The sequence below is a fragment of the Streptomyces sp. NPDC092952 genome, assembly GCF_044754785.1.
Taxonomy (GTDB): Bacteria; Actinomycetota; Actinomycetes; order Streptomycetales; family Streptomycetaceae; genus Streptomyces.
In genome coordinates, this window is record NZ_JBIVPT010000007.1 from 176,662 (window position 1) to 200,760 (window position 24,099).

General features: G+C 70.6%; 25 protein-coding genes and 1 pseudogene. 22 read left to right on the plus strand and 4 right to left on the minus strand.

All coding sequences use genetic code 11. The features are described from left to right. The first annotated feature begins 22 nt into the window (after positions 1-22). On the plus strand, positions 23-724 hold the full coding sequence (locus ACIQGQ_RS19230; protein WP_402397303.1) for an HAD family hydrolase: 702 nt from the start codon (positions 23-25) through the stop codon (positions 722-724). Positions 725-837: 113 nt separating this feature from the next. After that, positions 838-2,442, plus strand: a complete 1,605-nt coding sequence (locus tag ACIQGQ_RS19235; RefSeq protein WP_402397305.1) for an ABC transporter substrate-binding protein — start codon at positions 838-840, stop codon at positions 2,440-2,442. 10 nt (positions 2,443-2,452) lie between these two features. On the opposite strand, the gene ACIQGQ_RS19240 is transcribed toward ACIQGQ_RS19235, so the two are convergent. Together ACIQGQ_RS19240 and ACIQGQ_RS19245 are read right to left on the minus strand one after the other, a co-directional pair. Continuing rightward, positions 2,453-3,124, minus strand: a complete 672-nt coding sequence (locus tag ACIQGQ_RS19240) for a response regulator transcription factor (protein WP_366290206.1) — start codon at positions 3,122-3,124, stop codon at positions 2,453-2,455. An 18-nt stretch (positions 3,125-3,142) separates the two neighbouring features. Continuing rightward, on the minus strand, positions 3,143-3,988 hold the full coding sequence (locus ACIQGQ_RS19245; protein ID WP_402397699.1) for a RecB family exonuclease: 846 nt from the start codon (positions 3,986-3,988) through the stop codon (positions 3,143-3,145). Between the two features lie 172 nt (positions 3,989-4,160). Here ACIQGQ_RS19245 and ACIQGQ_RS19250 point away from each other — a divergent pair, with 172 nt between their 5' ends. The 3 genes from ACIQGQ_RS19250 (at position 4,161) to ACIQGQ_RS19260 (ending at position 7,179) form a co-directional block, all read left to right on the plus strand. After that, positions 4,161-5,411: a site-2 protease family protein gene (locus ACIQGQ_RS19250; RefSeq protein ID WP_402397308.1), complete on the plus strand. Its 1,251-nt coding sequence runs from the start codon at positions 4,161-4,163 to the stop codon at positions 5,409-5,411. A 50-nt stretch (positions 5,412-5,461) separates the two neighbouring features. Then, entirely contained in the window at positions 5,462-6,367 is a 906-nt protein-coding gene (locus ACIQGQ_RS19255) for a tRNA (adenine-N1)-methyltransferase (RefSeq protein WP_093541283.1), read from the plus strand. A 233-nt stretch (positions 6,368-6,600) separates the two neighbouring features. Continuing rightward, positions 6,601-7,179, plus strand: a complete 579-nt coding sequence (locus tag ACIQGQ_RS19260; RefSeq protein ID WP_402397311.1) for a hypothetical protein — start codon at positions 6,601-6,603, stop codon at positions 7,177-7,179. A 53-nt stretch (positions 7,180-7,232) separates the two neighbouring features. Here the strand turns inward: ACIQGQ_RS19260 and ACIQGQ_RS19265 are convergent, their stop codons facing one another. Further along, the gene (locus ACIQGQ_RS19265) at positions 7,233-7,544 is read right to left on the minus strand and encodes a ferredoxin (protein WP_352280591.1); all 312 of its coding nucleotides are present in this window, start codon (positions 7,542-7,544) and stop codon (positions 7,233-7,235) included. 241 nt (positions 7,545-7,785) lie between these two features. On the opposite strand from ACIQGQ_RS19265, the gene arc reads away from it, so the two are divergent. The 6 genes and pseudogenes from arc to prcA all read left to right on the plus strand — a co-directional run bounded on the left by arc (position 7,786) and on the right by prcA (position 13,579). Continuing rightward, positions 7,786-9,552 (plus strand): proteasome ATPase, encoded by a 1,767-nt coding sequence (gene arc / locus ACIQGQ_RS19270; protein WP_366290215.1) that lies wholly within the window; start codon positions 7,786-7,788, stop codon positions 9,550-9,552. 237 nt (positions 9,553-9,789) lie between these two features. Continuing rightward, positions 9,790-11,301 carry a depupylase/deamidase Dop gene (gene dop, locus ACIQGQ_RS19275; RefSeq protein WP_366290218.1) on the plus strand — a complete coding sequence of 504 codons (1,512 nt, stop codon included), beginning with the start codon at positions 9,790-9,792 and terminating at the stop codon, positions 11,299-11,301. A gap of 122 nt (positions 11,302-11,423) precedes the next feature. Continuing rightward, a complete protein-coding gene (locus ACIQGQ_RS19280; RefSeq protein ID WP_124718707.1) occupies positions 11,424-11,642 on the plus strand; it encodes a ubiquitin-like protein Pup in 219 nt (72 codons plus the stop codon). Between the two features lie 101 nt (positions 11,643-11,743). Then, positions 11,744-11,934 (plus strand): annotated as a pseudogene (locus ACIQGQ_RS19285) (endonuclease domain-containing protein); the annotation flags it as partial. Continuing rightward, positions 11,886-12,731 carry a proteasome subunit beta gene (gene prcB, locus ACIQGQ_RS19290; RefSeq protein ID WP_402397316.1) on the plus strand — a complete coding sequence of 282 codons (846 nt, stop codon included), beginning with the start codon at positions 11,886-11,888 and terminating at the stop codon, positions 12,729-12,731. The pseudogene ACIQGQ_RS19285 and the gene prcB, both read left to right, overlap by 49 nt. 59 nt (positions 12,732-12,790) lie before the next feature. Further along, positions 12,791-13,579 (plus strand): proteasome subunit alpha, encoded by a 789-nt coding sequence (gene prcA, locus ACIQGQ_RS19295; RefSeq protein ID WP_402397318.1) that lies wholly within the window; start codon positions 12,791-12,793, stop codon positions 13,577-13,579. A 60-nt stretch (positions 13,580-13,639) separates the two neighbouring features. Here the strand turns inward: prcA and ACIQGQ_RS19300 are convergent, their stop codons facing one another. Next, positions 13,640-14,665, minus strand: coding sequence for a LacI family DNA-binding transcriptional regulator (locus tag ACIQGQ_RS19300; protein ID WP_402397320.1), 1,026 nt, complete (start codon positions 14,663-14,665; stop codon positions 13,640-13,642). Positions 14,666-14,798: 133 nt separating this feature from the next. Between ACIQGQ_RS19300 and ACIQGQ_RS19305 the strand changes: the two genes are divergently transcribed. The 11 genes from ACIQGQ_RS19305 to ACIQGQ_RS19355 all read left to right on the plus strand — a co-directional run bounded on the left by ACIQGQ_RS19305 (position 14,799) and on the right by ACIQGQ_RS19355 (position 24,088). Beyond that, positions 14,799-16,058 carry an MFS transporter gene (locus ACIQGQ_RS19305; protein WP_402397323.1) on the plus strand — a complete coding sequence of 420 codons (1,260 nt, stop codon included), beginning with the start codon at positions 14,799-14,801 and terminating at the stop codon, positions 16,056-16,058. Between the two features lie 9 nt (positions 16,059-16,067). Beyond that, on the plus strand, positions 16,068-17,429 hold the full coding sequence (pafA, locus tag ACIQGQ_RS19310; protein WP_366290233.1) for a Pup--protein ligase: 1,362 nt from the start codon (positions 16,068-16,070) through the stop codon (positions 17,427-17,429). A 165-nt stretch (positions 17,430-17,594) separates the two neighbouring features. Then, positions 17,595-18,539: an FKBP-type peptidyl-prolyl cis-trans isomerase gene (locus tag ACIQGQ_RS19315; protein WP_366290236.1), complete on the plus strand. Its 945-nt coding sequence runs from the start codon at positions 17,595-17,597 to the stop codon at positions 18,537-18,539. Positions 18,540-18,583: 44 nt separating this feature from the next. Further along, positions 18,584-18,958 carry an FKBP-type peptidyl-prolyl cis-trans isomerase gene (locus ACIQGQ_RS19320; protein ID WP_366290239.1) on the plus strand — a complete coding sequence of 125 codons (375 nt, stop codon included), beginning with the start codon at positions 18,584-18,586 and terminating at the stop codon, positions 18,956-18,958. Positions 18,959-19,073: 115 nt separating this feature from the next. Further along, positions 19,074-20,027 (plus strand): helix-turn-helix transcriptional regulator, encoded by a 954-nt coding sequence (locus tag ACIQGQ_RS19325; RefSeq protein ID WP_402397327.1) that lies wholly within the window; start codon positions 19,074-19,076, stop codon positions 20,025-20,027. 18 nt (positions 20,028-20,045) lie between these two features. Further along, the gene (locus tag ACIQGQ_RS19330; RefSeq protein ID WP_366290245.1) at positions 20,046-21,005 is read left to right on the plus strand and encodes a WYL domain-containing protein; all 960 of its coding nucleotides are present in this window, start codon (positions 20,046-20,048) and stop codon (positions 21,003-21,005) included. Between the two features lie 19 nt (positions 21,006-21,024). Next, positions 21,025-21,294, plus strand: a complete 270-nt coding sequence (locus tag ACIQGQ_RS19335) for a hypothetical protein (RefSeq protein WP_352277582.1) — start codon at positions 21,025-21,027, stop codon at positions 21,292-21,294. Between the two features lie 96 nt (positions 21,295-21,390). After that, a complete protein-coding gene (locus ACIQGQ_RS19340; RefSeq protein WP_366290251.1) occupies positions 21,391-21,591 on the plus strand; it encodes a hypothetical protein in 201 nt (66 codons plus the stop codon). Positions 21,592-21,852: 261 nt separating this feature from the next. Further along, complete coding sequence (gene tatA, locus ACIQGQ_RS19345; RefSeq protein ID WP_352277579.1) at positions 21,853-22,146, plus strand: Sec-independent protein translocase subunit TatA; 294 nt, start codon at positions 21,853-21,855, stop codon at positions 22,144-22,146. 65 nt (positions 22,147-22,211) lie between these two features. Then, the gene (tatC, locus tag ACIQGQ_RS19350; protein ID WP_402397331.1) at positions 22,212-23,162 is read left to right on the plus strand and encodes a twin-arginine translocase subunit TatC; all 951 of its coding nucleotides are present in this window, start codon (positions 22,212-22,214) and stop codon (positions 23,160-23,162) included. A 17-nt stretch (positions 23,163-23,179) separates the two neighbouring features. Beyond that, the gene (locus ACIQGQ_RS19355; RefSeq protein ID WP_402397334.1) at positions 23,180-24,088 is read left to right on the plus strand and encodes a diacylglycerol kinase; all 909 of its coding nucleotides are present in this window, start codon (positions 23,180-23,182) and stop codon (positions 24,086-24,088) included. Positions 24,089-24,099: the final 11 nt, after the last annotated feature.

Sequence of the window (24,099 nt, forward strand, 5' to 3'; positions counted from 1 at the left end):
TCCCTTACGGAAGGTGTGCCGGATGACCAGTACGGTCCCCGCGTCCTTGACCCGCACGGCCGAAGACGCCGCGCTCCAGGCAGTCCTCCTCGACATGGACGGCACCCTGGTCGACACCGAGGGGTTCTGGTGGGACGCCGAGGTGGAGGTCTTCGCCGACCTCGGGCACCGGCTCGACGAGGCGTGGCGGGACGTGGTGGTCGGCGGCCCGATGACCCGCAGCGCCGGATACCTCATCGAGGTCACCGGCGCCGACGTCAGCCTCGACGAACTCACCGTGCTGCTCAACGACCGCTTCGAGAAGCGCATCGGCCGGGGCGTCCCGCTGATGCCGGGCGCCGAGCGGCTGCTGGCCGAGCTGGCCGGGCACGGAATCCCCACCGCCCTGGTCTCCGCCTCGCACCGCCGGATCATCGACCAGGTACTGGAGTCGCTGCGCCCGCACCGCTTCGGCCTGACCGTCGCGGGCGACGAGGTCTCCCGCACCAAGCCGAACCCGGAGCCCTATCTCGTCGCTGCGGCCGGCCTCGGTGCCGCCCCCGAGCGCTGCGCGGTGATCGAGGACACCGCGACCGGCGTCGCCGCCGCCGAGGCGGCGGGCTGCCGGGTGGTCGCCGTACCCTCCGTCGCGCCCATCGCCCCCGCACCGGGCCGGCAGGTCGTGGGCTCGCTCGAAGAGGTCGACCTGGCCTTCCTGCGGCGCCTGGTCTCGGCACCGTACTGAACCGGCCACCGGCCCGGCCCTCCCACCGGGAACCGGAACCCCTCGTTCCTGGCTGGCCGACGGTACCCACTACTGTCGCTCTGTCCACGCCCGGATGAGGGAGAGCGTCCACGATGAACCGCAAGAACCTGGTGCTGCCGGCCGTCGCCGGCCTCCTCGCACCCGTACTCGCCGCCTGCGGCGCATCGGACGAGGGGACCGGCCGAGGGGCGGCCGTCGTGGTCGGCGCCACCGACCGGATCGCCGTCTCGAAGAGCGCCCCCGCCCCGCTCGACCCCGCCGTCGGCCACGAGACGGGCGCGTGGAACGTGCTGCGCCAGACCGTGCAGACCCTGACCCGGATACCGGTCGGCGGCGGCGCACCGGTGCCCGAGGCGGCCGAGAGCTGCCGGTTCACCGACCGGCAGAACGAGAGCTACCGCTGCGAACTGCGCCCCGGCCTGACCTTCGCCGACGGGACCCCGCTCACCGCCGACGACGTCACGTACTCCATCGACCGGGCCCTCGCCCTGCACACCCCGGGCGGCCCGGCCGCCGCGCTGCTCGACACGATCGACACGGTCGAGGCCCAGGGCCAACGCGAGGTAGTCTTCCACCTCCGCACCCCGGACGCCACGTTCCCGTACAAGCTCACCACCCCCGTCGCGGGCATCGTGCCGCGCGGGTCGTACCCCGCCAAGTCCGCGCGGACCGGCTTCCAAGTGGACGGCTCGGGCCCGTACACCATGAAGGCGGAGACCGACCGGAACCGGGCCGTCAGGATCAGCTTCACCCGCAACCCCCGCTACAAGGGCAGCCTGAGGATACGGAACGAACGGGTCGAGCTGGACCTCTTCGACACCGCGGGGGCCATGGAGAAGGCCCTCCGCGACCGGCGGATCGACATGATGACCCGCACCATGACCCCGGCCCAGGCCCGGCGGCTGCGGGAGGAGCCCGCGGACGGCGTCGTACTCACCGAGATGCCCGGCCTCGGCATCCACTACCTCGGCTTCGACACCGGCGACGGGACCGTACGGAACAGGGCGGTCCGCCAGGCCATGGCCCAGATCGTCGACCGGGACGAGATCACGGCCACGGTCTACGGGGATACGGCCGATCCGCTCTACTCGCTGATCCCCTCCGGCATCGCCGCGCACACCAACTCGTTCCACGACCGGTACGGCGAACCCAGCCCCGCCAAGGCCGCGGCGCTGCTGCGCTCCGCGCACGTCCGCACCCCGGTGAAGCTCACCCTGAACTACCCCACCGGCCACTTCGGCGCCGCCACGGCCGACGAGTTCACCCTGCTGAAGAAGCAGCTCGACCGCACCGGACTGTTCGACGTCACCCTCCGGGGCACCGCCTGGGACACCTTCCGCCCCGCGCAGCTCCGCGGCGAGTACGCCGTCTACGGCATGGGCTGGTTCCCCGACTTCCCGGACCCGGACAACTTCACCGCCCCGTTCCTCGGCCGCGACAACGTCCTCGGCTCGGACTACACCTCGGTCCCGGTGCGGCGGACGCTCATCCCGCAGTCCCGCCGTGAGGCCGACCGCACCGCGACCACCACGGCCTTCCGGCGGATCCAGTCCATCGTCGCCAGGGACGTACCCGTGCTGCCGATCTGGCAGGGCAAGGAGTACGCCGCCGCACGCCAGGGACTCTCCGGCGTCGAACGCGCGGTCAACCCCTCCACCGGCCTCCGGCTCGGCGAACTCTCCCGCGCCCCCCGCTGAGCACCCGGGCTCACTGCGCGCCGGGACGCACCAGACCGCTCTCGTACGCGTACACCGCGGCCTGCACCCGGTCGCGCAGCCCCAGCTTGGTCAGCACATGGCCGACATGCGTCTTGACCGTCGTCTCGCTGACGAAGAGGTCCGCGGCGATCTCGGCGTTCGACAGACCGCGCGCCACCAGCTTCAGCACCTCGACCTCACGGTCGGTCAGGGTGTGCAGGGTGTTCGGCACCGGCTCCTCGCCGGAGGGCAGATGGTCCGCGTACTTGTCGAGAAGCCTGCGGGTGATGCTCGGCGCGAGCATCGCCTCGCCCGCCGCGACGACCCGGATCGCCTGCACCAGCTCGTTGGCCGGGGCGTCCTTCAGCAGGAAGCCGCTGGCGCCGGCGCGCAGTGCCTCCACCACGTACTCGTCGAGGTCGAACGTCGTCAGCACCAGCACCTTCGCCGGACCGTCGCGGTCCGGACCGGTGATCTGGCGCGTCGCCTCCACACCGTCCATCCGGGGCATCCGGATGTCCATCAGGACCACATCGGGCTGCAGCGCCCGTACCTGGTCGATGGCCTGGAGACCGTCACCGGCCTCGCCCACCACCGCGAGATCGCCCTCCGCCTCCAGGATCATCCGGAAGCCGGTGCGCAGCAGTGGCTGGTCGTCGACCAGCAGGACGCGGATAGCCACAGGGTCTCCTTGTCTCCCTCAGGGGCCTTCGGGGGCCGTGGACCGGCCTGCCTCGGCACGGACCGGCTCCATTCTGCCCTGCGCGCCGGGCTCCGGCTCCGCCGGGCGGACCGTCAGCGGATAGACCGGGGGAGTACCGCCGAACTCCGGGCAGAACGCCCGGTGGTCGCACCAGCCGCAGAGCTTCGTCGGCCGGGGCCGCCACTCGCCCGTCTCCGTGGCCTGCGCGATCGCCTCCCACAGGGCCAGCAGCTTGCGCTCCACCCGCTCCAGGTCCCCGATCACCGGGTCGTACGTCAGGATGTCGCCACTGCCCAGGTAGACGAGCTGGAGCCGGCGCGGCACCACACCCTTCAGCCGCCAGATCACCAGGGCGTAGAACTTCATCTGGAAGAGCGCGCCCTCCGCGTACTGCGGGCGGGGAGCCTTGCCCGTCTTGTAGTCGACGATCCGGACCTCGCCGGTCGGCGCCACGTCGATCCGGTCGATCACCCCGCGCAGCCGCAGCCCCGACTCCAGCTCCGTCTCGACGAAGAGCTCCCGCTCGGCGGGCTCCAGACGCGTCGGGTCCTCCAGCGAGAACCACCGCTCCACCAGGCCCTCCGCCTCCGACAGCCAGCGCGCCAGCCGCTCGCCGCCGGCGTCCTCGGCGAACAGCTCCGACAGCTCCGGCCGGGACTCCAGCAGCCGGTCCCACTGGGCGGGGACCAGCGCCGTGGCCCGGCCCGCCGTGCGCTCCGCCGCGGGATTGTCGAAGAGCCGCTCCAGCACCGCGTGGACCAGCGTGCCCCGGGTAGCCGCCTCACTGGGCTTCTCCGGCAGCCGGTCGATGACCCGGAAGCGGTACAGCAGCGGGCACTGCATGAAATCGCTCGCCCGCGACGGCGACAGGGAGGAAGGAGGCTGGACGGGCGCCGGCAGGGAGGTCATGCCGAAGACCCTACGGCCCGCCACTGACAGCGGGCGACATACCATCGACCCCACAAGCTCCGAACACCGCATCACCGCGCCATGGCGCACCGACCGAAGGGATCCCGTGGACGAGAGCGGCGACAGCGGGCGCCCGCAGCCCGGCCCGGAGGAAACGCCCTCCGCGCCCGGCCCCGACAAGGGCGGACCGCAGCGCCCCGAAGAGCCCGGCGGCGGCATCCTCATGGGCCGCCCCTTCGGCGTGCCGGTGTACGTCGCGCCCAGCTGGTTCCTGGTGGCCGCGCTGATCACCTGGGTCTTCGGCGGCCAGCTCGACCGGGTGCTCCCCGAACTCGGGGCGGCGCGCTACCTGGTCTCGCTCTTCTTCGCCATCGCCTTCTACGCCTCCGTGCTCGTCCACGAGCTCGCGCACACCGTCGTGGCGCTGCGCTACAAACTGCCGGTGCGCCGCATCCAGCTCCAGTTCTTCGGCGGCGTCTCCGAGATCGAGAAGGAGTCCGAGACCCCGGGCCGCGAATTCCTCCTCGCCTTCGTCGGACCGCTGCTCTCCCTGGTGCTCGCGGGCGTGTTCTACGCCGGGATGAAGTTCGTCGAGCCGGGCACCGTCCCCGGTGTCCTGCTCGCCGGGCTGATGATCTCCAACCTCCTGGTCGCCGCCTTCAACCTGCTCCCCGGCCTCCCGCTGGACGGCGGCCGCATGCTCCGCGCCGTCGTGTGGAAGATCACCGGACGCCCGATGAGCGGCACGATCGCCGCCGCCTGGGTCGGCCGCGCCCTCGCCGTCGTCACGCTGATCGGCCTGCCGCTGCTCACCCGCACCGGCGCCCTCGGCAACGACCCGGCCGAGCTCAGCGGCATGGACACCCTGACCGACGCGCTGCTCGCCGCCATCCTCGCCGCCATCATCTGGACCGGCGCGGGCAACAGCCTGCGCATGGCCCGGCTGCGCGAGCACCTCCCCGAACTGCGCGCCCGCACCCTCACCCGCCGCGCCGTCCCGGTGGAGTCCGCCACCCCCCTCTCCGAGGCGCTGCGCCGCGCCAACGAGGCGGGCGCCCGCGCCCTGGTCGTCGTCGACGGGGAGGGCGAGCCGCAGGGCATCGTCCGGGAGACCGCCATCGTCTCCGTGCCCGAGCACCGCCGCCCCTGGGTCGAGGTCGGCGGCCTCGCCCAGGACCTCACCGACGGCATGAAGGTCTCCGCCGAACTGTCCGGCGAGGCGCTCCTGGACCGGCTCAAGGCCACCCCGGCCACCGAGTACCTGGTCCTGGAGGAGACCGGGGAGATCTACGGCGTCCTGTCCACCTCGGACGTCGAGCACGCCTTCGTCGCGGCCCTGGCCAGGCCCGCCTCCTGACGGCCGGGGCTCGCGGCGGGCGCCCCGGAAATCACCGGTACGCTGGTCACATGTCTGAACCGACCGGTGCCGCCCGCCGACGCGGGCCCTTCAAGGTCGGGGACCAGGTCCAGCTCACCGATCCCAAGGGACGCCACTACACCTTCACGCTCGAAGCAGGAAAGAACTTCCACACCCACAAGGGTTCTTTCCCGCACGACGAGCTGATCGGTGCCCCCGAAGGCAGTGTGGTCCGGACCACGGGAAACGTCGCCTATCTCGCGCTGCGCCCCCTGCTCCCCGACTATGTCCTGTCCATGCCCCGCGGCGCCGCCGTGGTCTACCCCAAGGACGCGGGGCAGATCCTGGCCTTCGCCGACATCTTCCCCGGCGCCCGCGTCGTGGAGGCCGGGGTCGGCTCGGGATCGCTCTCCACCTTCCTGCTCCGCGCCATCGGCGACCAGGGCATGCTGCACTCCTACGAGCGCCGCGAGGACTTCGCCGAGATCGCCCAGCAGAACGTGGAGCGCTACTTCGGCGAGCCGCACCCGGCCTGGCAGCTCACCGTCGGCGACCTCCAGGACAACCTGTCGGACACCGACGTCGACCGCGTCATCCTGGACATGCTCGCCCCCTGGGAGTGCCTGGAGGCCGTCTCCAAGGCCCTGGTGCCCGGCGGCATCCTCTGCGCGTACGTCGCCACCACCACCCAGCTCGCCCGGACCGTCGAGTCCATCCGCGAGATCGGCTGCTTCGCCGAGCCGCAGCCCTGGGAGTCGATGATCCGCAACTGGCACGTGGAGGGCCTCGCGGTCCGCCCGGACCACCGGATGATCGGCCACACCGGCTTCCTCGTCACCGCCCGCCGCCTGGCCGACGGAGTGGAGGCGCCGCTCCGCCGCCGTCGCCCGGCCAAGGGCGCCTACGGCGAGGACTACGACGGTCCCGGCAGCCAGAGCGGCTCCTCCCGGGGCTGACCCCACGCGATGCACCGGCGCCGCCGCCCTGCTTTCCGGGCACTTCCCGGGAACTCGGCGGCGGCGCCTCTTCGTTGCCGGTGGGAGAGGACCGCCCCACCGGCCGGGAATCACGTACGACCCCACCGTTCCACCGCCCGGTGAGGTGTGGCACGATGCTGGCCACCCACGCCACCGGGCACCGCCCGCCCAGGGCATCCTCGGGCCACCAGGAACCACAGGAGACATCCCGCGTGCAGACCTCCGAGCTCCCGGACCTCGCGCACACCGACACCACGCCGCTGCACTGGCTCGCCACCGCGGCGGCCATGGCAGCCGTCATCGCGGCAGCCGGCCTGCTCCAGCCGGACCCCACGGCCTCGGCCTCCACCCCGCACCGCACCACGGCGCAGCACGGCACCGCCCCCGCCGTCGCCCCCGACCCGGCCAAGGCGTCGTTCCCCCTGGACTGCGGCGGCCTCAAGAGCGTCGTGGCCGAACAGGCCACCGGCGACCTCGACGGCGACGCCCGCCCCGAGACCGTCGCGGTGGTCCACTGCGACGCCGGATCCGGGACCCCGCCCAGCGGTGTCTACGTCCTCACCCGGGGGAGCGGGCCCGCACCCCGGGTCGTGGCGACCCTGGTCGACCCCGCCCAGGGGATGAGCATCAGCGAGTTCGCGGTGCGCGACGGCATCGTCTCGGCCACCCTGCTCGGCTACTCCTCCGAGGCCGTGGCGCGCTGCTGCCCCGACCAGCAGGAGCGGGTCACCTGGCAGTGGAAGGGCGGAGCGTTCGTCCGCACCGTGCGGGCCGCCCCCGCCAACGCCTGAAACGACATCCGGCCGGCCACCGAGGGGTGACCGGCCGGACGGGAGCGCCGGGATCAGGCGGCCTCGGGCCCGTACACCTCGACACGGTCCGAGACGCGCCGTACGTGGATGCAGTCGCCGGGGCACTCCTTGGCCGAGTCGACCACGTCCTGGAGCAGCGGCAGCGGCACGGGCGTCGTCGCCCCCGCGTCCTGGAGCAGCTCGTCGTCCGCGCTCTTCACGTACGCCAGGCCGTCGATGTCCAGCTCGAACACCTCGGGGGCGTACTGGACGCAGATGCCGTCTCCCGTGCAGAGGTCCTGGTCGATCCAGACCTCCAGATCCTCCGTGTCGCCACCGTTGGGAGCGTCCTGCTGCACGGTCATTTCTCCTGCCGTTCCCTGCGTATCCGAACCAAAAGAAGCCAGCCCTGACGGGTGTTGAACGGTTCGACGATACAACTGGCGGCTTTCCGATGTTGAAGGGTGGGTATTCCCCAGACACGAGGGGGAACGCAAGGGTGAAGATCGGACACGTACCGCAGTCTTTGTGATCTAGGGGTTTCAATCATCACCCACGCAGGTAGGGTCAGGAAGCGTCCAGCTCCCCTTGGAGGAGGTGAGGACCGTGGCAGCCCACGACGACGACATCAACCGCGGCATCCGGCCCGGACGGGGGTCCGAAGACCCGGCCGGCCAGGTTGCCTATCTAGAGCAGGAAATCGCCGTCCTGCGACGTAAGCTCGCCGACTCTCCGCGCCATACGAGGATTCTCGAAGAGCGGATCGTCGAGTTGCAGACCAACCTGGCAGGCGTCTCCGCACAGAATGAGCGGCTCGCCAACACATTGCGCGAGGCCCGCGACCAGATCGTGGCCCTCAAGGAAGAAGTCGACCGGCTCGCGCAGCCTCCGGCCGGTTTCGGAGTGTTTCTGCAGAGCAATGAGGACGGCACCTGCGACATCTTCACCGGGGGCCGCAAGCTCCGGGTGAACGTCAGTCCCAGCGTCGAGCTCGACGACCTCCGGCGCGGCCAGGAAGTCATGCTCAACGAAGCGCTCAACGTGGTCGAAGCCATGGAATTCGAGCGGGCCGGTGACATCGTCACCCTCAAGGAGATCCTTGAGGACGGCGAGCGGGCCCTGGTCATCGGGCACACCGACGAGGAGCGGGTGGTGCGGCTCGCCGAGCCGCTGCTGGACATGACCATCCGCCCCGGCGACGCCCTCCTGCTCGAACCCAGGTCCGGCTACGTCTACGAAGTGGTGCCCAAGAGCGAGGTCGAGGAGCTCGTCCTCGAAGAGGTCCCGGACATCGACTACGACAAGATCGGCGGCCTGGGCGACCAGATCGAGCTGATCCGCGACGCGGTCGAGCTGCCCTACCTCCACCCCGACCTCTTCAAGGAACACGAACTGCGTCCGCCCAAGGGCATCCTGCTCTACGGGCCGCCCGGCTGCGGCAAGACGCTCATCGCCAAGGCCGTCGCCAACTCGCTCGCCAAGAAGGTCGCCGAGGTCACCGGCCAGCCGGCCGGGAAGAGCTACTTCCTCAACATCAAGGGCCCCGAGCTGCTCAACAAGTACGTCGGCGAGACCGAGCGGCACATCCGCCTGGTCTTCCAGCGGGCCCGTGAGAAGGCCAGTGAGGGCACCCCGGTCATCGTCTTCTTCGACGAGATGGAGTCCCTCTTCCGCACCCGTGGCTCCGGCGTCAGCTCGGACGTGGAGAACACCATCGTCCCCCAGCTGCTCGCCGAGATCGACGGTGTCGAGGGCCTGGAGAACGTCATCGTCATCGGCGCCTCCAACCGCGAGGACATGATCGACCCCGCGATCCTGCGGCCCGGCCGACTCGACGTGAAGATCAAGATCGAGCGCCCGGACGCGGAGGCCGCGAAGGACATCTTCGCGAAGTACCTCACGCCCTCGCTGCCGCTGCACGCGGACGACCTCGCGGAGCACACCGGCTCCAAGGAGGCCGCCGCCCAGGCCATGATCCAGTCGGTCGTCGAGCGGATGTACACCGAATCCGAGGAGAACCGTTTCCTGGAGGTCACGTACGCCAACGGCGACAAGGAAGTCCTGTACTTCAAGGACTTCAACTCCGGCGCGATGATCCAGAACATCGTCGACCGGGCCAAGAAGATGGCCATCAAGGCCTTCCTCGAACAGGGCCAGAAGGGCCTGCGCGTCTCCCACCTCCTCCAGGCATGCGTGGACGAGTTCAAGGAGAACGAGGACCTTCCGAACACCACCAACCCGGACGACTGGGCCCGGATCTCCGGCAAGAAGGGCGAGCGGATCGTCTTCATCCGCACGCTCGTCACCGGGAAGCAGGGCGCGGACACCGGTCGCTCCATCGACACGGTGGCGAACACCGGGCAGTACCTCTAGAAACGCCGACCGGCTGCGGGCTGCCCGGCCGGGCAGCCCGCAGCCGGTCGCTTTCGGTACGTCCCACGCGACACCGCGGCAATGGCGCATTTGATCTCCCCGCCGGCGCAGCGGCGCTCTAGGCTCTTGCGTACCGCCCGGTCGCGCAACGCGTGGACGGGCCGTGCACGCGCACCGACAAGCAGCGGTACTTGAGCGCCGCCCCTCAAGGGAGCGCCGCCGGGCAAGGAGGGCCGCATGACCGTACGGCGAGTAATGGGCATCGAGACGGAGTACGGCATCTCCGTCCCCGGCCACCCCAACGCCAATGCCATGCTCACCTCGTCCCAGATCGTCAACGCCTACGCGGCGGCGATGCACCGGGCGCGCCGCGCCCGCTGGGACTTCGAGGAGGAGAATCCGCTGCGGGACGCGCGGGGTTTCGACCTCGCCCGCGAGACCGCGGACGCCAGCCAGCTCACCGACGAGGACATCGGCCTCGCCAACGTCATCCTCACCAACGGGGCCCGTCTCTACGTGGACCACGCGCACCCCGAGTACAGCTCGCCCGAGGTGACCAACCCCCGGGACGCGGTGCTCTGGGACAAGGCCGGCGAACGGATCATGGCCGAGGCCGCCGAGCGCGCGGCCCAGCTCCCCGGCGCCCAGCCGATCCATCTGTACAAGAACAACACCGACAACAAGGGCGCCTCGTACGGGACGCACGAGAACTACCTGATGAAGCGGGAGACCGCGTTCTCCGACATCGTGCGCCACCTGACCCCGTTCTTCGTCTCCCGCCAGGTGGTCACCGGCGCCGGACGGGTGGGAATCGGCCAGGACGGCCACGAGCACGGCTTCCAGATCAGCCAGCGGGCGGACTACTTCGAGGTCGAGGTCGGGCTGGAGACCACGCTCAAGCGCCCCATCATCAACACCCGGGACGAACCCCACTCCGACGCCGAGAAGTACCGCCGGCTCCATGTGATCATCGGGGACGCGAACCTCTCGGAGATCTCCACCTATCTCAAGCTCGGCACCACGTCCCTGGTCCTGTCCATGATCGAGGACGGCTTCATCAACGTCGACCTCGCGGTCGACCAGCCGGTGCGCACGCTGCACCAGGTGTCCCACGACCCGGATCTCGCCCAGCTCATCACGCTGCGCAGCGGCCGCACCCTCACCGCGGTGCAGCTGCAGATGGAGTACTTCGAGCTGGGCCGCAAGTACGTCGAGGAGCGGTACGGGGCCGACGCCGACGAGCAGACCAAGGACGTCCTGAGCCGCTGGGAGGACACGCTCAACCGGCTGGAGAACGATCCGATGAGCCTCTCCGGCGAGCTGGACTGGATCGCCAAGCGGGAGCTGATGGAGGGCTACCGCCGCCGTGACGGGCTGGACTGGGACGCGGCCCGGCTGCACCTGGTGGACCTCCAGTACGCCGACGTGCGGGCCGAGAAGGGCCTGTACAACCGCCTGGCGGCCCGCGGGAAGATGAAGAGGCTGCTGGACGAGAGCGAGGTCGCCGAGGCCCGTACGAAGCCTCCGGAGGACACCAGGGCCTATTTCCGCGGCCGCTGCCTGGAGCAGTACGCCGACGACGTGGCCGCGGCCTCCTGGGACTCGGTCATCTTCGACCTTCCGGGTCACGACTCGTTGCAGCGGGTGCCCACCCTGGAGCCGCTGCGCGGCACCCGCAGCCACGTCAAGGAGCTCCTGGACCGCTGCCGCACGGCGGAGGAGCTGGTCCAGGTCCTGACGGGCGGCTGAAAGGGCCGGGATCGGGGAATCATCGGGATGACCCCTGGACGTTGAGGGAAAGTACCGGGCCGATGTCGGAGCCCGTGGGTAGGGTCTGATTCAAGTGCTTCGAACCGAGCGGGGTGAGCTAGATGGCGACCAAGGACACCGGCGGCGGACAGCAGAAGGCGACGCGCTCCACCGAGGAGGTCGAGGAGCAGGCGCAGGACGCGCAGGTCTCGGAGGACCTCAAGGACCGCCAGGAGAAGCTGAGCGACGACGTCGACTCGGTTCTGGACGAGATCGACGACGTGCTCGAGGAGAACGCGGAGGACTTCGTGAGGTCCTTCGTTCAGAAGGGTGGACAGTAATCCGCGTATGTGAACGCGAAGGAACGGGGGGCGGTGCGCGCGGTACGGGTCGGGTCGGCCCGTACCGCGCGGTCGCACACGGCGGAACGGGCCGTGGAGCTGCTCCCGGGGTTCGGGTGGATCGTCGCCGCCGGACGGGTAGGGTCCGTGGCGTAACCGCATCAAACGCAATTCGGCCATCGGCAAGTTGGGAGACGATCCTGACGCCTTGCGCAGGGCCGTCGCTTACCTGGAGGGAAACGCGTGGAAGCCAACACTCGTAGCACCGGGCGTCTACCAGCTGCCTTCCTGACGCCGGGATCCTCTTCGTTCATGGATTTCCTGTCCGACCAGGCCCCCGGAATGCTCCCGGGCAACCGGAACCTGCCGCCGCTGCAGGGTGCGGTCGAGGCCCCCCACGGGACGACGATCGTCGCGACGACGTTCCCCGGCGGCGTGGTCCTGGCCGGTGACCGGCGCGCGACCATGGGGAACATGATCGCGCAGCGCGACATCGAGAAGGTCTTCCCGGCCGACGAGTACTCGGCGGTGGGCATCGCCGGCACCGCCGGGCTGGCCGTGGAGATGGTCAAGCTCTTCCAGCTGGAGCTGGAGCACTTCGAGAAGGTCGAGGGCGCGCAGCTCTCCCTGGAGGGCAAGGCCAACCGGCTCTCCACGATGATCCGCAGCAACCTGGCCATGGCCATGCAGGGCCTCGCCGTCGTACCGCTCTTCGCCGGCTTCGACATCGACCGTGAGCGGGGGCGCATCTTCTCGTACGACGTCACCGGCGGCCGCTCCGAGGAGCACGGGTACGCGGCCACCGGCTCCGGCTCGGTCTTCGCCCGCAACTCCATGAAGAAGCTCTACCGCCAGGACCTGACGGAGCAGGACGCCCTGACCCTGGTCGTACAGGCGCTGTACGACGCCGCGGACGACGACTCGGCGACCGGTGGTCCGGACGTGGCCCGGCGCATCTATCCGATCGTCACCGTCATCACCGACGGGGGCTTCCGGAGGCTGGACGAGGCGGAATCCTCCGAGATCGCCCGCGCCGTCCTGGAACACCGGCTGGAGCAGCCCGACGGCCCGCGCGCCGCGCTGCTCTGACCCTCCGTTCCACCGCTTCCCCGACGCTCTCGTCACCGACAGAAAGGGACGGACAACAGGTGTCGACGCCGTTCTATGTCTCTCCTCAGCAGGCCATGGCCGACCGGGCGGAATACGCCCGGAAGGGCATCGCCCGTGGTCGCAGCCTGGTCGTGCTGCAGTACGCCGACGGCATCGTGTTCGTCGGCGAGAACCCGTCCCGCGCGCTGCACAAGTTCAGCGAGATCTACGACCGGATCGGTTTCGCCGCCGCCGGCAAGTACAACGAGTACGAGAACCTCCGCATCGGCGGGGTGCGCTACGCCGATCTGCGCGGCTACACCTACGACCGCGACGACGTGACGGCCCGTGGGCTGGCCAACGTCTACGCGCAGACGCTCGGCACGATCTTCTCCAGCGCGGCCGAGAAACCGTACGAGGTGGAGCTGGTGGTCGCCGAGGTCGGCGTCGACCCGGAGGGCGACCAGATCTACCGGCTGCCGCACGACGGCTCGATCGTGGACGAGCACGGCTCGGTCGCGGTCGGCGGCAACGCCGAGCAGATCAGCACCTTCCTGGACCAGCGGCACCGGGACGGTATGACGCTCGCCGAGGCGTTGAAGCTGGCGGTGCAGGCGCTGTCCCGCGACCCCAACGGCAGCGAGCGGGAGATCCCCGCCGAGCGGCTGGAGGTCGCGGTCCTGGACCGGACGCGGCCGCAGCAGCGGAAGTTCAAGCGGATCGTCGGCACGCAGCTCGCCCGCCTGCTGGAGGCGGACGGTTCCCCGGCGGACGTCGGCTCCGAATCCGAGGAGGGCGGCGAGTCCGCCGCGACCGGGACGTCCGATTCCGGCGGGGACATCGAGTAGCCCGCCCGCAGCGATCCCCGCCGTGCCCCGGTCCGCCCCTTCCGGCGGGCCGGGGCACGGTCATGTGCGCGGCGGCGCCGACGAGCCGCGCGCCACCAGGCGTACGGGAAGGCTTCCCGGCTCGGCCGGCCGGTCCTCCAGGACCGCCAGCAGGGCGGCCATGCCGCGCTCCCCGACCTGCTCGGCGGGGAGCTGCACGGTGGTCAGCTCTGGCTCCACGGCCACCGCCAGCGCCAGGTCGTCGAAGCCGGTGACCGACAGGTCGTCGGGGACGCGCAGACCGAGCCTGCGGGCGGCCTTGCAGGCCCCCGCGGCGAGGATGTCGTCGTCGCAGACGAGCGCGGTCGGCGCGGGCCCGGGACCGGCCAGTACGCGCTCCGCGGCGGCCCGGCCCGCGTGCACGTCGAGCGCGGCGGCGACCGTCCGTACCGAGGTGCCCGGCACCGCGCGCAGGGCGTCGTGCAGCGCCCGGCCGCGCGCCGCGAACGTCCAGGAGTCGACTGCCGAGGCCAGGTGGACGAAGCGGCGGTGCCCCAGGGCCAGCAGATGCTCCGCCACCTGCCGCATCCCGTCGGCGATGTCCAGGTTGACGCGGGCGGCGACACCGGTGTCCGCCGGGTCGCTGTCGAGCATGACCAGCGGCAGACCGGCGCCGCGCAGCGCGCCGAGGGCGTCGGCGGCCATCGAGGAGGCGATCACGCCGTCCAGGGAGGAGCTGGCCGAGGCGAACGGGTCCTTGGCCGGTCCGGTGCCGTCGGGCGACGGGTAGAGGACGACGCCGAAGCCGTGCTCGGCGGCGACCGACGCGGCGCCGGTGTAGACCCGGGCGAAGAACTCGTTGGTGAGCGCGGGGACGACCAGCAGCGCGGTCCTGGTACGGCCCAGGCGCAGATTGCGGGCGGCGAGATTCGGCCGGTAGCCCAGGCCCCGGGCGGCGCCGCGGACGCGCTCGGCGGTGGCCTCGGAGACCCGGCCGCGCCACTTGCCGCCCAGGACCAGGGAGACGGTCGCCTGCGAGACGCCCACCGCCCGCGCCACGTCGCGGCTGGTGGGCCGGGGCGGGGCGGGTTGTGGTGCGCTGCTCACTCGGGCCTCCGGGCCGGTCGGGGCAGGTGCCGTGCGGTGGACCTGCGGACTGGCCACATGGTACGTATGGGCATCGACGTTATACGTAAAACCTCGGGGTTGCCGAACCACCGGGGGAGAGGGGCGAAGCGACATGGCCGCGGGCTATCTGGACATCCTCCGGGCGCGGCACGCCGCCCGGCTGCTGGCGGGAACCCTGGTGGGGCGGCTGCCCAACGGCACCGCCCCGATCGCGATCGTGCTGTTCACCCGTGCCGAGGGCGGCAGCTACTCCCTGGCCGGCGCGCTCGCCGCCGTCTACGGGCTGGCCACCGCGGTGGGCCAGCCGCTGCTCGGGCGTGCCGTGGACCTGTACGGCCAGCCCCGCGTCCAGCTGCCCGCCGCCGTCGTCTCCGCACTGGGCATGGCCCTGCTGGCGCTGGCGGGCCTGGGGTCGCTGCCGCTGGCCTACGCGGCGGTGGTGGTGGCGGGGCTCTTCACGCCGCCGCTGGAGGGCGGGCTGCGGGCCCTGTGGCCGAGCGTCCTGGGCCGGGAGGACCGGGTCCACCGCGCGTACGCCATGGACGCGGTCGCCCAGGAGGTCATGTTCACCGCGGGCCCGCTCCTGGTGACGGCTCTGGTCGCCGTCTGGTCGCCGGCCGCCGCGCTGCTCGTCATCAACGTGATCGGCGTGCTCGGGGCGCTCTCCGTCGTCCTCTCCGAACCCTCCCGCACCTGGCGCTCCGCACCCCGTGAGGCGCACTGGCTGGGCGCGCTGCGTTCACCGGGGCTGCTGGCCCTGCTCGGCTCGTTCTTCTTCGTCGGGCTCGCGCTGGGCTCGATCACGGTGGCCGGTGTCGCCTACGCCGACGACCACGGCCGCGAGGCGGTGTACGGCTGGCTGATGGCGGCGCTCGGGCTGGGCGCCCTGGTCGGCGGCACGGTCTACGGGGCGCGTCAGTGGGCCGGGGCGCCGGAACGCCGCCTCCGGGTCGTCGTCGCCCTGCTGGCGCTCGGCTACCTGCCCCTGACGCTGACCCCCTCGGTCCCCGCCATGATCGCCCTGATGGCCCTGGCCGGGGTCTTCCTGGCCCCCGCGATCGCCTGCTCCTTCATCGTCGTCGACCGGCACGCCCCGCGGGGCACCGTCACCGAGGCGTTCTCCTGGCTGGTGACCACGTTCGGGGTCGGCGCGGCGGTCGGAACGGCCGCGGCGGGGCCCGCCGTCGAGGCGGGAGGGACCTCGTGGAGTTTCGCCGTGGCGGGGGCCGGAGGGGTGGCGGCGCTGCTCGTTCTCCTGACTACCGGAAAGGTGCTGGAGGTTCCCGGACGTACCGCGGTTGCCGCACGTGGATCGGAAAATGATCGAAACGGTGCTGTCGAACCCGGTTTCAGCTCAGGCCATCAGGCGTAATGTTCAGTCATGGACCGCCGCATTTTCGGGCTGGAGAACGAGTACGGCGTCACGTGCACGTTCAGGGGACAGCGCCGACTGTCCCCTGATGAAGTGGCGCGCTACCTCTTCCGCCGTGTTGTGTCATGGGGCCGCAGCAGCAATGTCTTTCTGCGGAACGGCGCCCGCCTCTACCTCGACGTGGGATCGCATCCGGAATATGCAACCCCCGAATGCGACAACCTGACCGAACTGGTCACCCACGACAAGGCCGGCGAGCGCATTCTCGAAGGTCTGCTCGTCGACGCCGAACGCCGCCTGCACGAGGAGGGAATCGCGGGCGACGTCTACCTCTTCAAGAACAACACCGACTCGGCGGGAAACTCCTACGGATGCCATGAGAACTACCTCGTGGCCCGGCACGGAGAATTCTCCCGGCTCGCGGACATCCTCATTCCCTTCCTCGTCACGCGACAACTGATCTGCGGCGCGGGCAAAGTGCTGCAGACCCCCCGGGGCGCGGTCTACTGCGTCAGCCAGCGCGCCGAGCACATCTGGGAGGGCGTCAGTTCCGCGACCACGCGTTCCCGCCCGATCATCAACACCCGCGACGAACCGCACGCGGACGCGGAGCGGTACCGCCGCCTCCACGTCATCGTCGGCGACTCCAACATGTCCGAGACGACCATGCTGCTCAAGGTCGGCGCGACCGACCTGGTGCTCCGCATGATCGAAGCCGGCACGGTGATGCGGGACCTGACGCTGGAGAACCCGATCCGGGCGATCCGCGAGGTCAGCCACGACACGACCGGGCGGCGCAAGGTGCGCCTGGCCAGCGGCCGTGAGGCCTCCGCCATCGAGGTGCAGCGCGAGTACTACGAGAAGGCCGTCGACTTCGTCGACCGCCGGGGCATCCGCACCGGCACGGTCGCCCAGGTCCTGGAGCTCTGGGGCCGCACGCTCGACGCGGTCGAGGAGGAGGATCTCGACCGGATCGAGACCGAGATCGACTGGGTGATGAAGTACAAGCTCATCGAGCGGTACCGGGCCAAGCACAACATGACCATGTCGCACCCGCGGGTCGCCCAGATAGACCTCGCGTACCACGACATCCACCGCCGCCGCGGCCTGTACTACCTGCTGGAGCGCAAGGGACAGGCCGCCCGCGTCTGCAACGACCTGAAGATCTTCGAGGGCAAGTCCGTGCCCCCGCAGACCACCAGGGCGCGGCTGCGCGGGGACTTCATCCGCAGGGCGCAGGAACAGCGGCGGGACTTCACCGTCGACTGGGTCCACCTCAAGCTCAACGACCAGGCGCAGCGCACGGTGTTGTGCAAGGACCCCTTCCGTTCGGTCGACGACCGGGTGGAGAAGCTGATCGCGGGTATGTGAGCCGGAACAGGCCGTTCCAGGACACCGGTGCGACGAGGACCCCGTACGTTTCCCGTACGGGGTCCCCGTACGTCCATGGGGGTGTAGGACCGGCCCCGATCGGCCGCACACCCCCTAGAGTGGCGGGGACCCACCCCATCGTGTCGTCTGAGATCTGAGGAACAAGTGCGCCGACTTGCCGGCCTTCTCGTCGTCCCCCTCCTGCTGCTGACCGCGGCATGCGGTGACGAGAAGGGCTCCGATTCCGTTTCCGCTTCCGCGTCGAAGGACGGGTTCCCCGCGATCACCGCGGGCGCGAAGTTCGGTGAGAAGCCGACCCTGGCCAAGGGGGAGGGCAACCCGCCCAAGGAGCTCAAGACCAGAGTCCTCAGCAAGGGGGACGGCGCCACGCTCAAGAACGGCGACGCGATCCAGGTCAACTACCTCGGCCAGTCCTGGGATTCCGACAAGCCCTTCGACAACAGCTTCGACCGCAAGCAGCCGTTCGACCTGACCCTCGGCGCCGGCATGGTCATCCAGGGCTGGGACAAGGGCCTCGTCGGGCAGAAGGTCGGCAGCCGCGTCCAGCTGGTCATCCCGCCGGACCTCGGCTACGGCGCCCAGGGCCAGGGCGACATCAAGCCGAACGCCACGCTCGTCTTCGTCGTCGACGTCCTGAAGGCGACGCAGATCCCGGCCTCCGCCAAGGGCACCGAGGTCGCCCAGGACAACATCGACCTGCCCAAGGTCGGCACCAACACGGACGGCAAGGCCCCCAAGGTCACCATCCCGACCAAGAACACCCCGCCGGCCAAGCTCGTCTCCAATTACATCCTGGAGTCCAAGGGCGAGGTGGTGAAGGACACCGACAGCGTCGTCGTGAACTACGTCGCACTGACGTGGAAGGACGGCAAGACCTTCGACAGCACCTACCAGGCGGGCAAGACGCAGACCTTCCCGCTCGCCCAGGTGACGCTGAAGGGGCTGAAGAACGGCCTGGTCGGCAAGAAGATCGGCAGCCGCGTGCTGCTCGTCATCCCGCCGGACCAGGGCTTCGGGGACAAGGCGCAGCAGACCATCCCGGCCAAGTCCACGCTGGTCTTCGCCGTGGACCTGCTGGCGAAGATGTAAGACTGTCCCGGTTGCCCAGTTCACCATCAATGAGGAGCAAGTCAGTGGACATCGAGAAGCCCGAGATCGACTTCCCGGAAGGCGAGCCGCCGGCCGACCTGGAGATCAAGGACCTCTGGGAGGGCGACGGCCCGGTCGCCCAGGCGGGTGCCACCGTTTCCGTTCACTACGTCGGTGTGGCCTTCTCCACCGGTGAGGAGTTCGACGCCTCCTGGAACCGCGGCCGGCCGCTGGAGTTCCAGCTCGGTGCGGGACAGGTCATCGCGGGCTGGGACCGCGGCGTGCAGGGCATGAAGGTCGGCGGCCGCCGCCGGCTGACCATCCCCGCGCACCTCGCGTACGGCGACCGCGGCGCCGGCGGCGGCCTCATCGGCCCCGGCGAGACGCTGATCTTCGTCTGCGACCTGGTCTCCGTCTGACCCCCGCATCCGTGCGGAACGAGGGCCCGTGCCGGCAGGCACGGGCCCTCGCTTTTGTCCCGGCAGCGCGGAGCGGTACGGTCGACCGTCGTAGAGCGAAACAGAAGGGGCGTCGATGGCGATTGCCAAGGCCGAGCGGCTGATGAACCTGGCGCTGTGTCTCCTGGGGACCCGCCGTCCGCTCAGCAAGCGCGAGCTGCGCGGTTCCATCGAGGCCTATCTCGAAGCGGGCTCCGACGATGCCTTCAACCGGATGTTCGAGCGCGACAAGGATGATCTGCGCGAGCTCGGCCTGGTCATCGAGACCGTGGAGAACCTGGACGGCGAGACCGGCTACCTCGCCCGCCGCGACAGCAACCGGCTGCCCCCGATCACCCTGGACGCCGAGGAGGCCGCCGCGCTCGGGCTGGCCGCCAAGGTCTGGCAGCAGGCCCGGCTGGCCGGCGCGGCCAGCGGAGCCCTCCAGAAGCTGCGGGCCGCGGGCATGCCGGAGGCCGAGGACGCCTACGAGGTGCACAGCGCCCTCGAACCGCGCATCCCCGTCCACGAGGCGGCGTTCGAACCCCTGATGCTGGCCTGCCGCGACCGTCGCCCGGTCACCTTCGACTACCGTAAGGGCAACGCCGCCACGCCCGAACAGCGCCAGGTCGAGCCGTGGACGCTGGAGTGCTGGCGCGGTCACTGGTACCTGGCCGGCTGGGACCGGGACCGGCGCGCCGAGCGGGTCTTCCGCCTCTCCCGCATCACCGGCCGGGTCCGCTCCCGGGCCGGGGCGTTCACCGCCGAGGTGCCCGACGTCGTCACCGTCCGCGAGACCGTCGAGAGCTGGGCCGGGGAGACGGCCACCAGGACCGCGCGGATCCGGCTGCGCACCGGCGCCGGATACCCGCTGCGCTCGCGCGCCGTGACGGTCCGGGAACTCGGGAACGGGTGGGACGAGTTGGAGATTCCGTACGGACACGGCCTGGACGCCTGGCTCGTCGAGTTCGGTCCGGACGTCGTCGTACAGGAGCCCGCCGACCTGCGGGCCGACGTGGTGGACCGGCTGCGCGCCGTGGCCAAGGACTGAGGGAGCACAGCACCACCCATGGCCACGAACGCGATCGACCAGACCCGCCGGATGCTCTCCCTGGTGACCTACCTCCGGGAGCGCCCCGGCGCCCACGTCCAGGACGTCGCCCGCGCCTTCGGGATCACCGAGGACGAGCTGATCTCCGACCTCGACGTGCTGCCCATGTGCGGCACGAGCTTCCGCGGCGGCGACCTGCTGGACATCGACACCGACGGCGACCGGATCTGGTGGCACAACCCGGACGACGTCGCCGAGCCGCTGCGGCTCGCCGCCGACGAGGCGACCGCGCTCCTGGTCGCCGCCCGCGCGGTGGCCACGCTGCCCGGGCTGCGCGAGAGCGACCGCCAGGCACTGCTGCGGGCCACCGCGAAGCTGGAGACCGCGGCCGGTGAGACGGGGGCGGCCAGCTCGCGGCTCTCGGTCACCTTCGAGTCCGAGGGCGGCGTCTTCGCCGAGGTCGACCGGGCGATCTCCGAGCGGCGCCGGCTCTGGCTGCGCTACTACTCGCCCGCGCGCGACGAGCTGACCGAGCGCGAGGTGGACCCGATCCGGCTGTTCGCCGTGGGGCACACCTACATGGAGGCCTGGTGCCGCTCCTCGGAGGACCGGCGCACCTTCCGGCTCGACCGGGTCGCCGCGATCCGCCTGCTGGACGAGCCCGCCGCACCGCCCGAGCTGGAGCTGCGCGACCTGTCCGCGGGGCTCGTCCAGCCGGCCGCGGAGGATCCCGAAGTCATCGTCGAGGTCGGCCCCGGTGGACGCTGGGTCGCCGAGTACTACCCGCACGACAGCGCGGAGGAGCTGCCCGACGGCGGGCTGCGGATCGCGTTGCGCACCCCCGACCCCGCCTCGTTGCGCAGGCTCGCGCTGCGGCTGGGCGGCGAGGGCCGCATCGTCTCCCCGCCGGAGCTGGCCCGCAGCGCGCGCGACGCGGCCCGCGCGGCGCTCGCCGGATACGACGACGGCGCGGTCTGAGCGGATACCGAGGGAAGGGATGAGCCGGATGTCTGTGGTGTCGGGCGTACCGACCGTGGTGGTACCCGAGTCCGTACGGTTCAGGGCCGCCTGCCCGGACTGCCGCGAGTGCTTCGAACTGGCCGCGGCGGCCCTCCGCCTGGCCGTGGGAGCCAGCCGCCGGACGACGTTCTACTCCTTCACCTGCCCACGGTGCGGTGCGGCGGTCCGCAAGCCCGCGGGGGAGCGGATAGTCGAACTGCTCAGCCGCGGCGGTGTGCGGACCCTGCGCCTGCACACCGGCTCCTGAAGCACTCCGTCCGACACCTCCCCGGGCGTCGGACACATGCCTGCGGCGTCCCGCACCCAACTATCAGACACCCTCTAGACACCATCGAGGCTCCGCATGTTCTGGCCCATGCTCGCCGTTGCCCTGGGCTTTCTCGGGATCGCCGTGCTCGGCGTGCTGGCCGTCCGGGTCTTCGTCGAGGCCCAGCGGCTCGGGCGTCAGGTGACGCGCACCACCCAGCGCATCAACCAGGCCGCGGAGGACCTGGAACGGGCGGCGACCGACCTCGCCGCGAACGGAGAGGCACTGCGCCCGTAGCACTTCCCCCGCATCCAGGGAACCGGCTGTGAGCTGCGCCGATCGATCCGACCGGGCACGGCCTCCTGTTTCGCGGATTCGGAGGGTACGCTGCTCACGGCGGCCCTGAGAGCGAGGCATGGGCCGTAATCGCACGGATGCATGGGTATTGCCCTGCGTTTACTCCTGCGGGATACGATCGCTGACGGTAAGAAGATCGGACGCCTTGTCCGAGGTTCCATCCGCCCCACCCCTGCTGCCTCGGTGAGAAGGTACACGCATATGTTCGGAAGGCTCGGCGCTCCCGAGATCATCCTGATCCTCGTCGTCATTGTTCTGCTGTTCGGCGCGAAGAAGCTTCCTGACATGGCTCGCTCGCTCGGCAAGTCGGCCCGCATCCTCAAGAGCGAGGCCAAGGCCATGAAGTCCGAGAGCGCTCCCTCGGCGACGCCGGCCGAGCCGGCCGCCAACGACGCCGCCCAGGACCAGGCAGCCCCGCGCACCATCAAGGCCGCGCCCGGCGACGTGACCAGCTCGCGTCCGGTCGGGGAGCCGACCGACTCGACCAAGCGCTGACAAGTAACGGGCCGACGCAGGCACGCCGACCGGCAACGGCCTGCCGCACGAGATGAGGACGTGGGTTGCTCAAGTCTGCCCGCAAGCAGGAGACGGACCCAGAGGGCCGCATGCCCCTGGTGGAGCACCTGCGTGAGCTGCGTAACCGCTTGGCCAAGGGCCTGCTCGGGATCGTCATCGTCACGATCGTCGCCGCGTTCTTCTACAAGGACATCATCGAGTTCTTCACCAATCCGGTGCTGAAGTCGGTCGGTTGCGAGCACAGCTTCGCCGAGCTCGCCAAGAAGAGCGACGCCACCTGCGCACGGATCGTGCTCAACGGTCTGCTCACGCCGTTCACCCTCGCCCTCAAGGTCTCCCTGATGGCCGGTGTCGTCCTCTCGTCGCCGGTCTGGCTCTACCAGCTGTGGGCCTTCGTCGCCCCCGGGCTCCACAAGCACGAGAAGAAGTACTCGCTCTCCTTCGTGGGCGCCGGGTTCCCGCTCTTCCTCGCGGGCGGATTCTTCGCGTACAAGACGCTGCCCACGATGGCGCGGGTGCTGCTGGAGTTCTCCCCGGCCGATCTCGACAACCAGCTGCCGCTGGACGAGCTGCTCGACCTGATCACACGCATGGTCGTGGTCTTCGGGCTCGCCTTCGAACTGCCGCTGCTGCTCGTGATGCTGAACGTCGGCGGGGTCCTCACTGGCAAGCGGATGCTCGGCTGGTGGCGGGGCATGATCATGGGCATCACGGTCTTCGCGGCGGTAGCCACCCCCAGCACCGACCCGGTGAGCATGCTGCTGCTCGCCGGACCGATCTGGGTGCTGTACTTCGCGGCCACGTTCGTCTCGCTCCTCAACGACCGCCGCAAGGCACGGATCGCGGCGTCCGGACCCGGTGACGACGAGGCCTCGGAGCTGGATCTCACCCCCGAGGACATCGGTGAGGTCGAGTCCGTCTCGTCCAAGAGGTCGCTGCCCTCGCAGTCGAACTCGGACCGTGACCGCCTCGACGGTTACGACGACATCACCTGACCTTGTAGGGTCCCCGGGTGACCAGCGAGATCACCCTCTTCGTCAATCCCACCGCGGGAAGCGGCCGGGGCGCGCACGCCGCGCAGCCGGCCGCTTCCGCGTTGAGGGACGCAGGATTCTCCGTACGGACCGTGCTCGGGGTGGACGCCGACGACGCGCTGCGGCGGGCCCGCGAGGCCGTCGCGGGCGGGACCGGGGCGCTGATAACCGTGGGCGGGGACGGCATGATGTCCCTCGCCCTCCAGGCGGTCGCCGGGACGACGACGCCGCTCGGGGTGGTCGCCGTCGGCACCGGCAACGACTTCGCCCGCGCGCTCGGGCTGCCGATCCGTGAACCGGCCGCCGCCGGACGGCTGGCCGCCGAGGCGCTGAAGGGCGGGGCGGTCCGGGAGATCGACCTGGGCCGGGTCGGCGAGCGGTGGTTCGGCTCGGTGCTCGCCTCCGGCTTCGACTCCCGGGTCAACGACCGGGGGAACCGGATGCGGTGGATCGGCGGCCGGTTCAAGTACGACCTCGCGATCCTCGCCGAACTCGCCGCGTTCAAGCCCATTCCGTACCGGGTCCGGCTGGACGGCGGGCCGGTCCGGGAGATCGAGGCCACGCTCATCGCCGTCGGCAACGGGACGACGTACGGCGGCGGCATGCGGATCTGCGCCGAGGCCGTCATGGACGACGGGCTCTTCGACGTCACCGTGGTCGGCGACTGCAGCCGCACCACCCTGCTCAAGGTCTTCCCCCGCGTCTACAAGGGGACGCACCTCGACCACCCCGAGGTCACCGTGCACCGGGTCTCCTCGATCGAGCTGGCCGCGGCGGGTGTCACCGCGTACGCGGACGGCGAACCGCTCGGGGCGCTGCCGCTGACCGCGACCTGCGTCCCCGGCGCGGTGCGGGTGCTCGCACCGGGTCCGGCCCCCGTCATTTAAAGATCGCGTCA

Excerpts from the sequence above, each read along its gene's own strand:
- ACIQGQ_RS19230 (WP_402397303.1), top strand. The coding sequence starts at position 23 with ATGACCAGTACGGTCCCCGCGTCCTTGACCCGCACGGCCGAAGACGCC.
- ACIQGQ_RS19235 (WP_402397305.1), top strand. The coding sequence starts at position 838 with ATGAACCGCAAGAACCTGGTGCTGCCGGCCGTCGCCGGCCTCCTCGCA.
- ACIQGQ_RS19245 (WP_402397699.1), bottom strand. The coding sequence starts at position 3,988 with ATGCAGTGCCCGCTGCTGTACCGCTTCCGGGTCATCGACCGGCTGCCG.
- ACIQGQ_RS19255 (WP_093541283.1), top strand. The coding sequence starts at position 5,462 with ATGTCTGAACCGACCGGTGCCGCCCGCCGACGCGGGCCCTTCAAGGTC.
- ACIQGQ_RS19265 (WP_352280591.1), bottom strand. The coding sequence starts at position 7,544 with ATGACCGTGCAGCAGGACGCTCCCAACGGTGGCGACACGGAGGATCTG.
- dop (WP_366290218.1), top strand. The coding sequence starts at position 9,790 with ATGACCGTACGGCGAGTAATGGGCATCGAGACGGAGTACGGCATCTCC.
- ACIQGQ_RS19280 (WP_124718707.1), top strand. The coding sequence starts at position 11,424 with ATGGCGACCAAGGACACCGGCGGCGGACAGCAGAAGGCGACGCGCTCC.
- ACIQGQ_RS19305 (WP_402397323.1), top strand. The coding sequence starts at position 14,799 with ATGGCCGCGGGCTATCTGGACATCCTCCGGGCGCGGCACGCCGCCCGG.
- pafA (WP_366290233.1), top strand. The coding sequence starts at position 16,068 with ATGGACCGCCGCATTTTCGGGCTGGAGAACGAGTACGGCGTCACGTGC.
- ACIQGQ_RS19325 (WP_402397327.1), top strand. The coding sequence starts at position 19,074 with ATGGCGATTGCCAAGGCCGAGCGGCTGATGAACCTGGCGCTGTGTCTC.
- ACIQGQ_RS19330 (WP_366290245.1), top strand. The coding sequence starts at position 20,046 with ATGGCCACGAACGCGATCGACCAGACCCGCCGGATGCTCTCCCTGGTG.
- ACIQGQ_RS19335 (WP_352277582.1), top strand. The coding sequence starts at position 21,025 with ATGAGCCGGATGTCTGTGGTGTCGGGCGTACCGACCGTGGTGGTACCC.
- ACIQGQ_RS19340 (WP_366290251.1), top strand. The coding sequence starts at position 21,391 with ATGTTCTGGCCCATGCTCGCCGTTGCCCTGGGCTTTCTCGGGATCGCC.
- tatA (WP_352277579.1), top strand. The coding sequence starts at position 21,853 with ATGTTCGGAAGGCTCGGCGCTCCCGAGATCATCCTGATCCTCGTCGTC.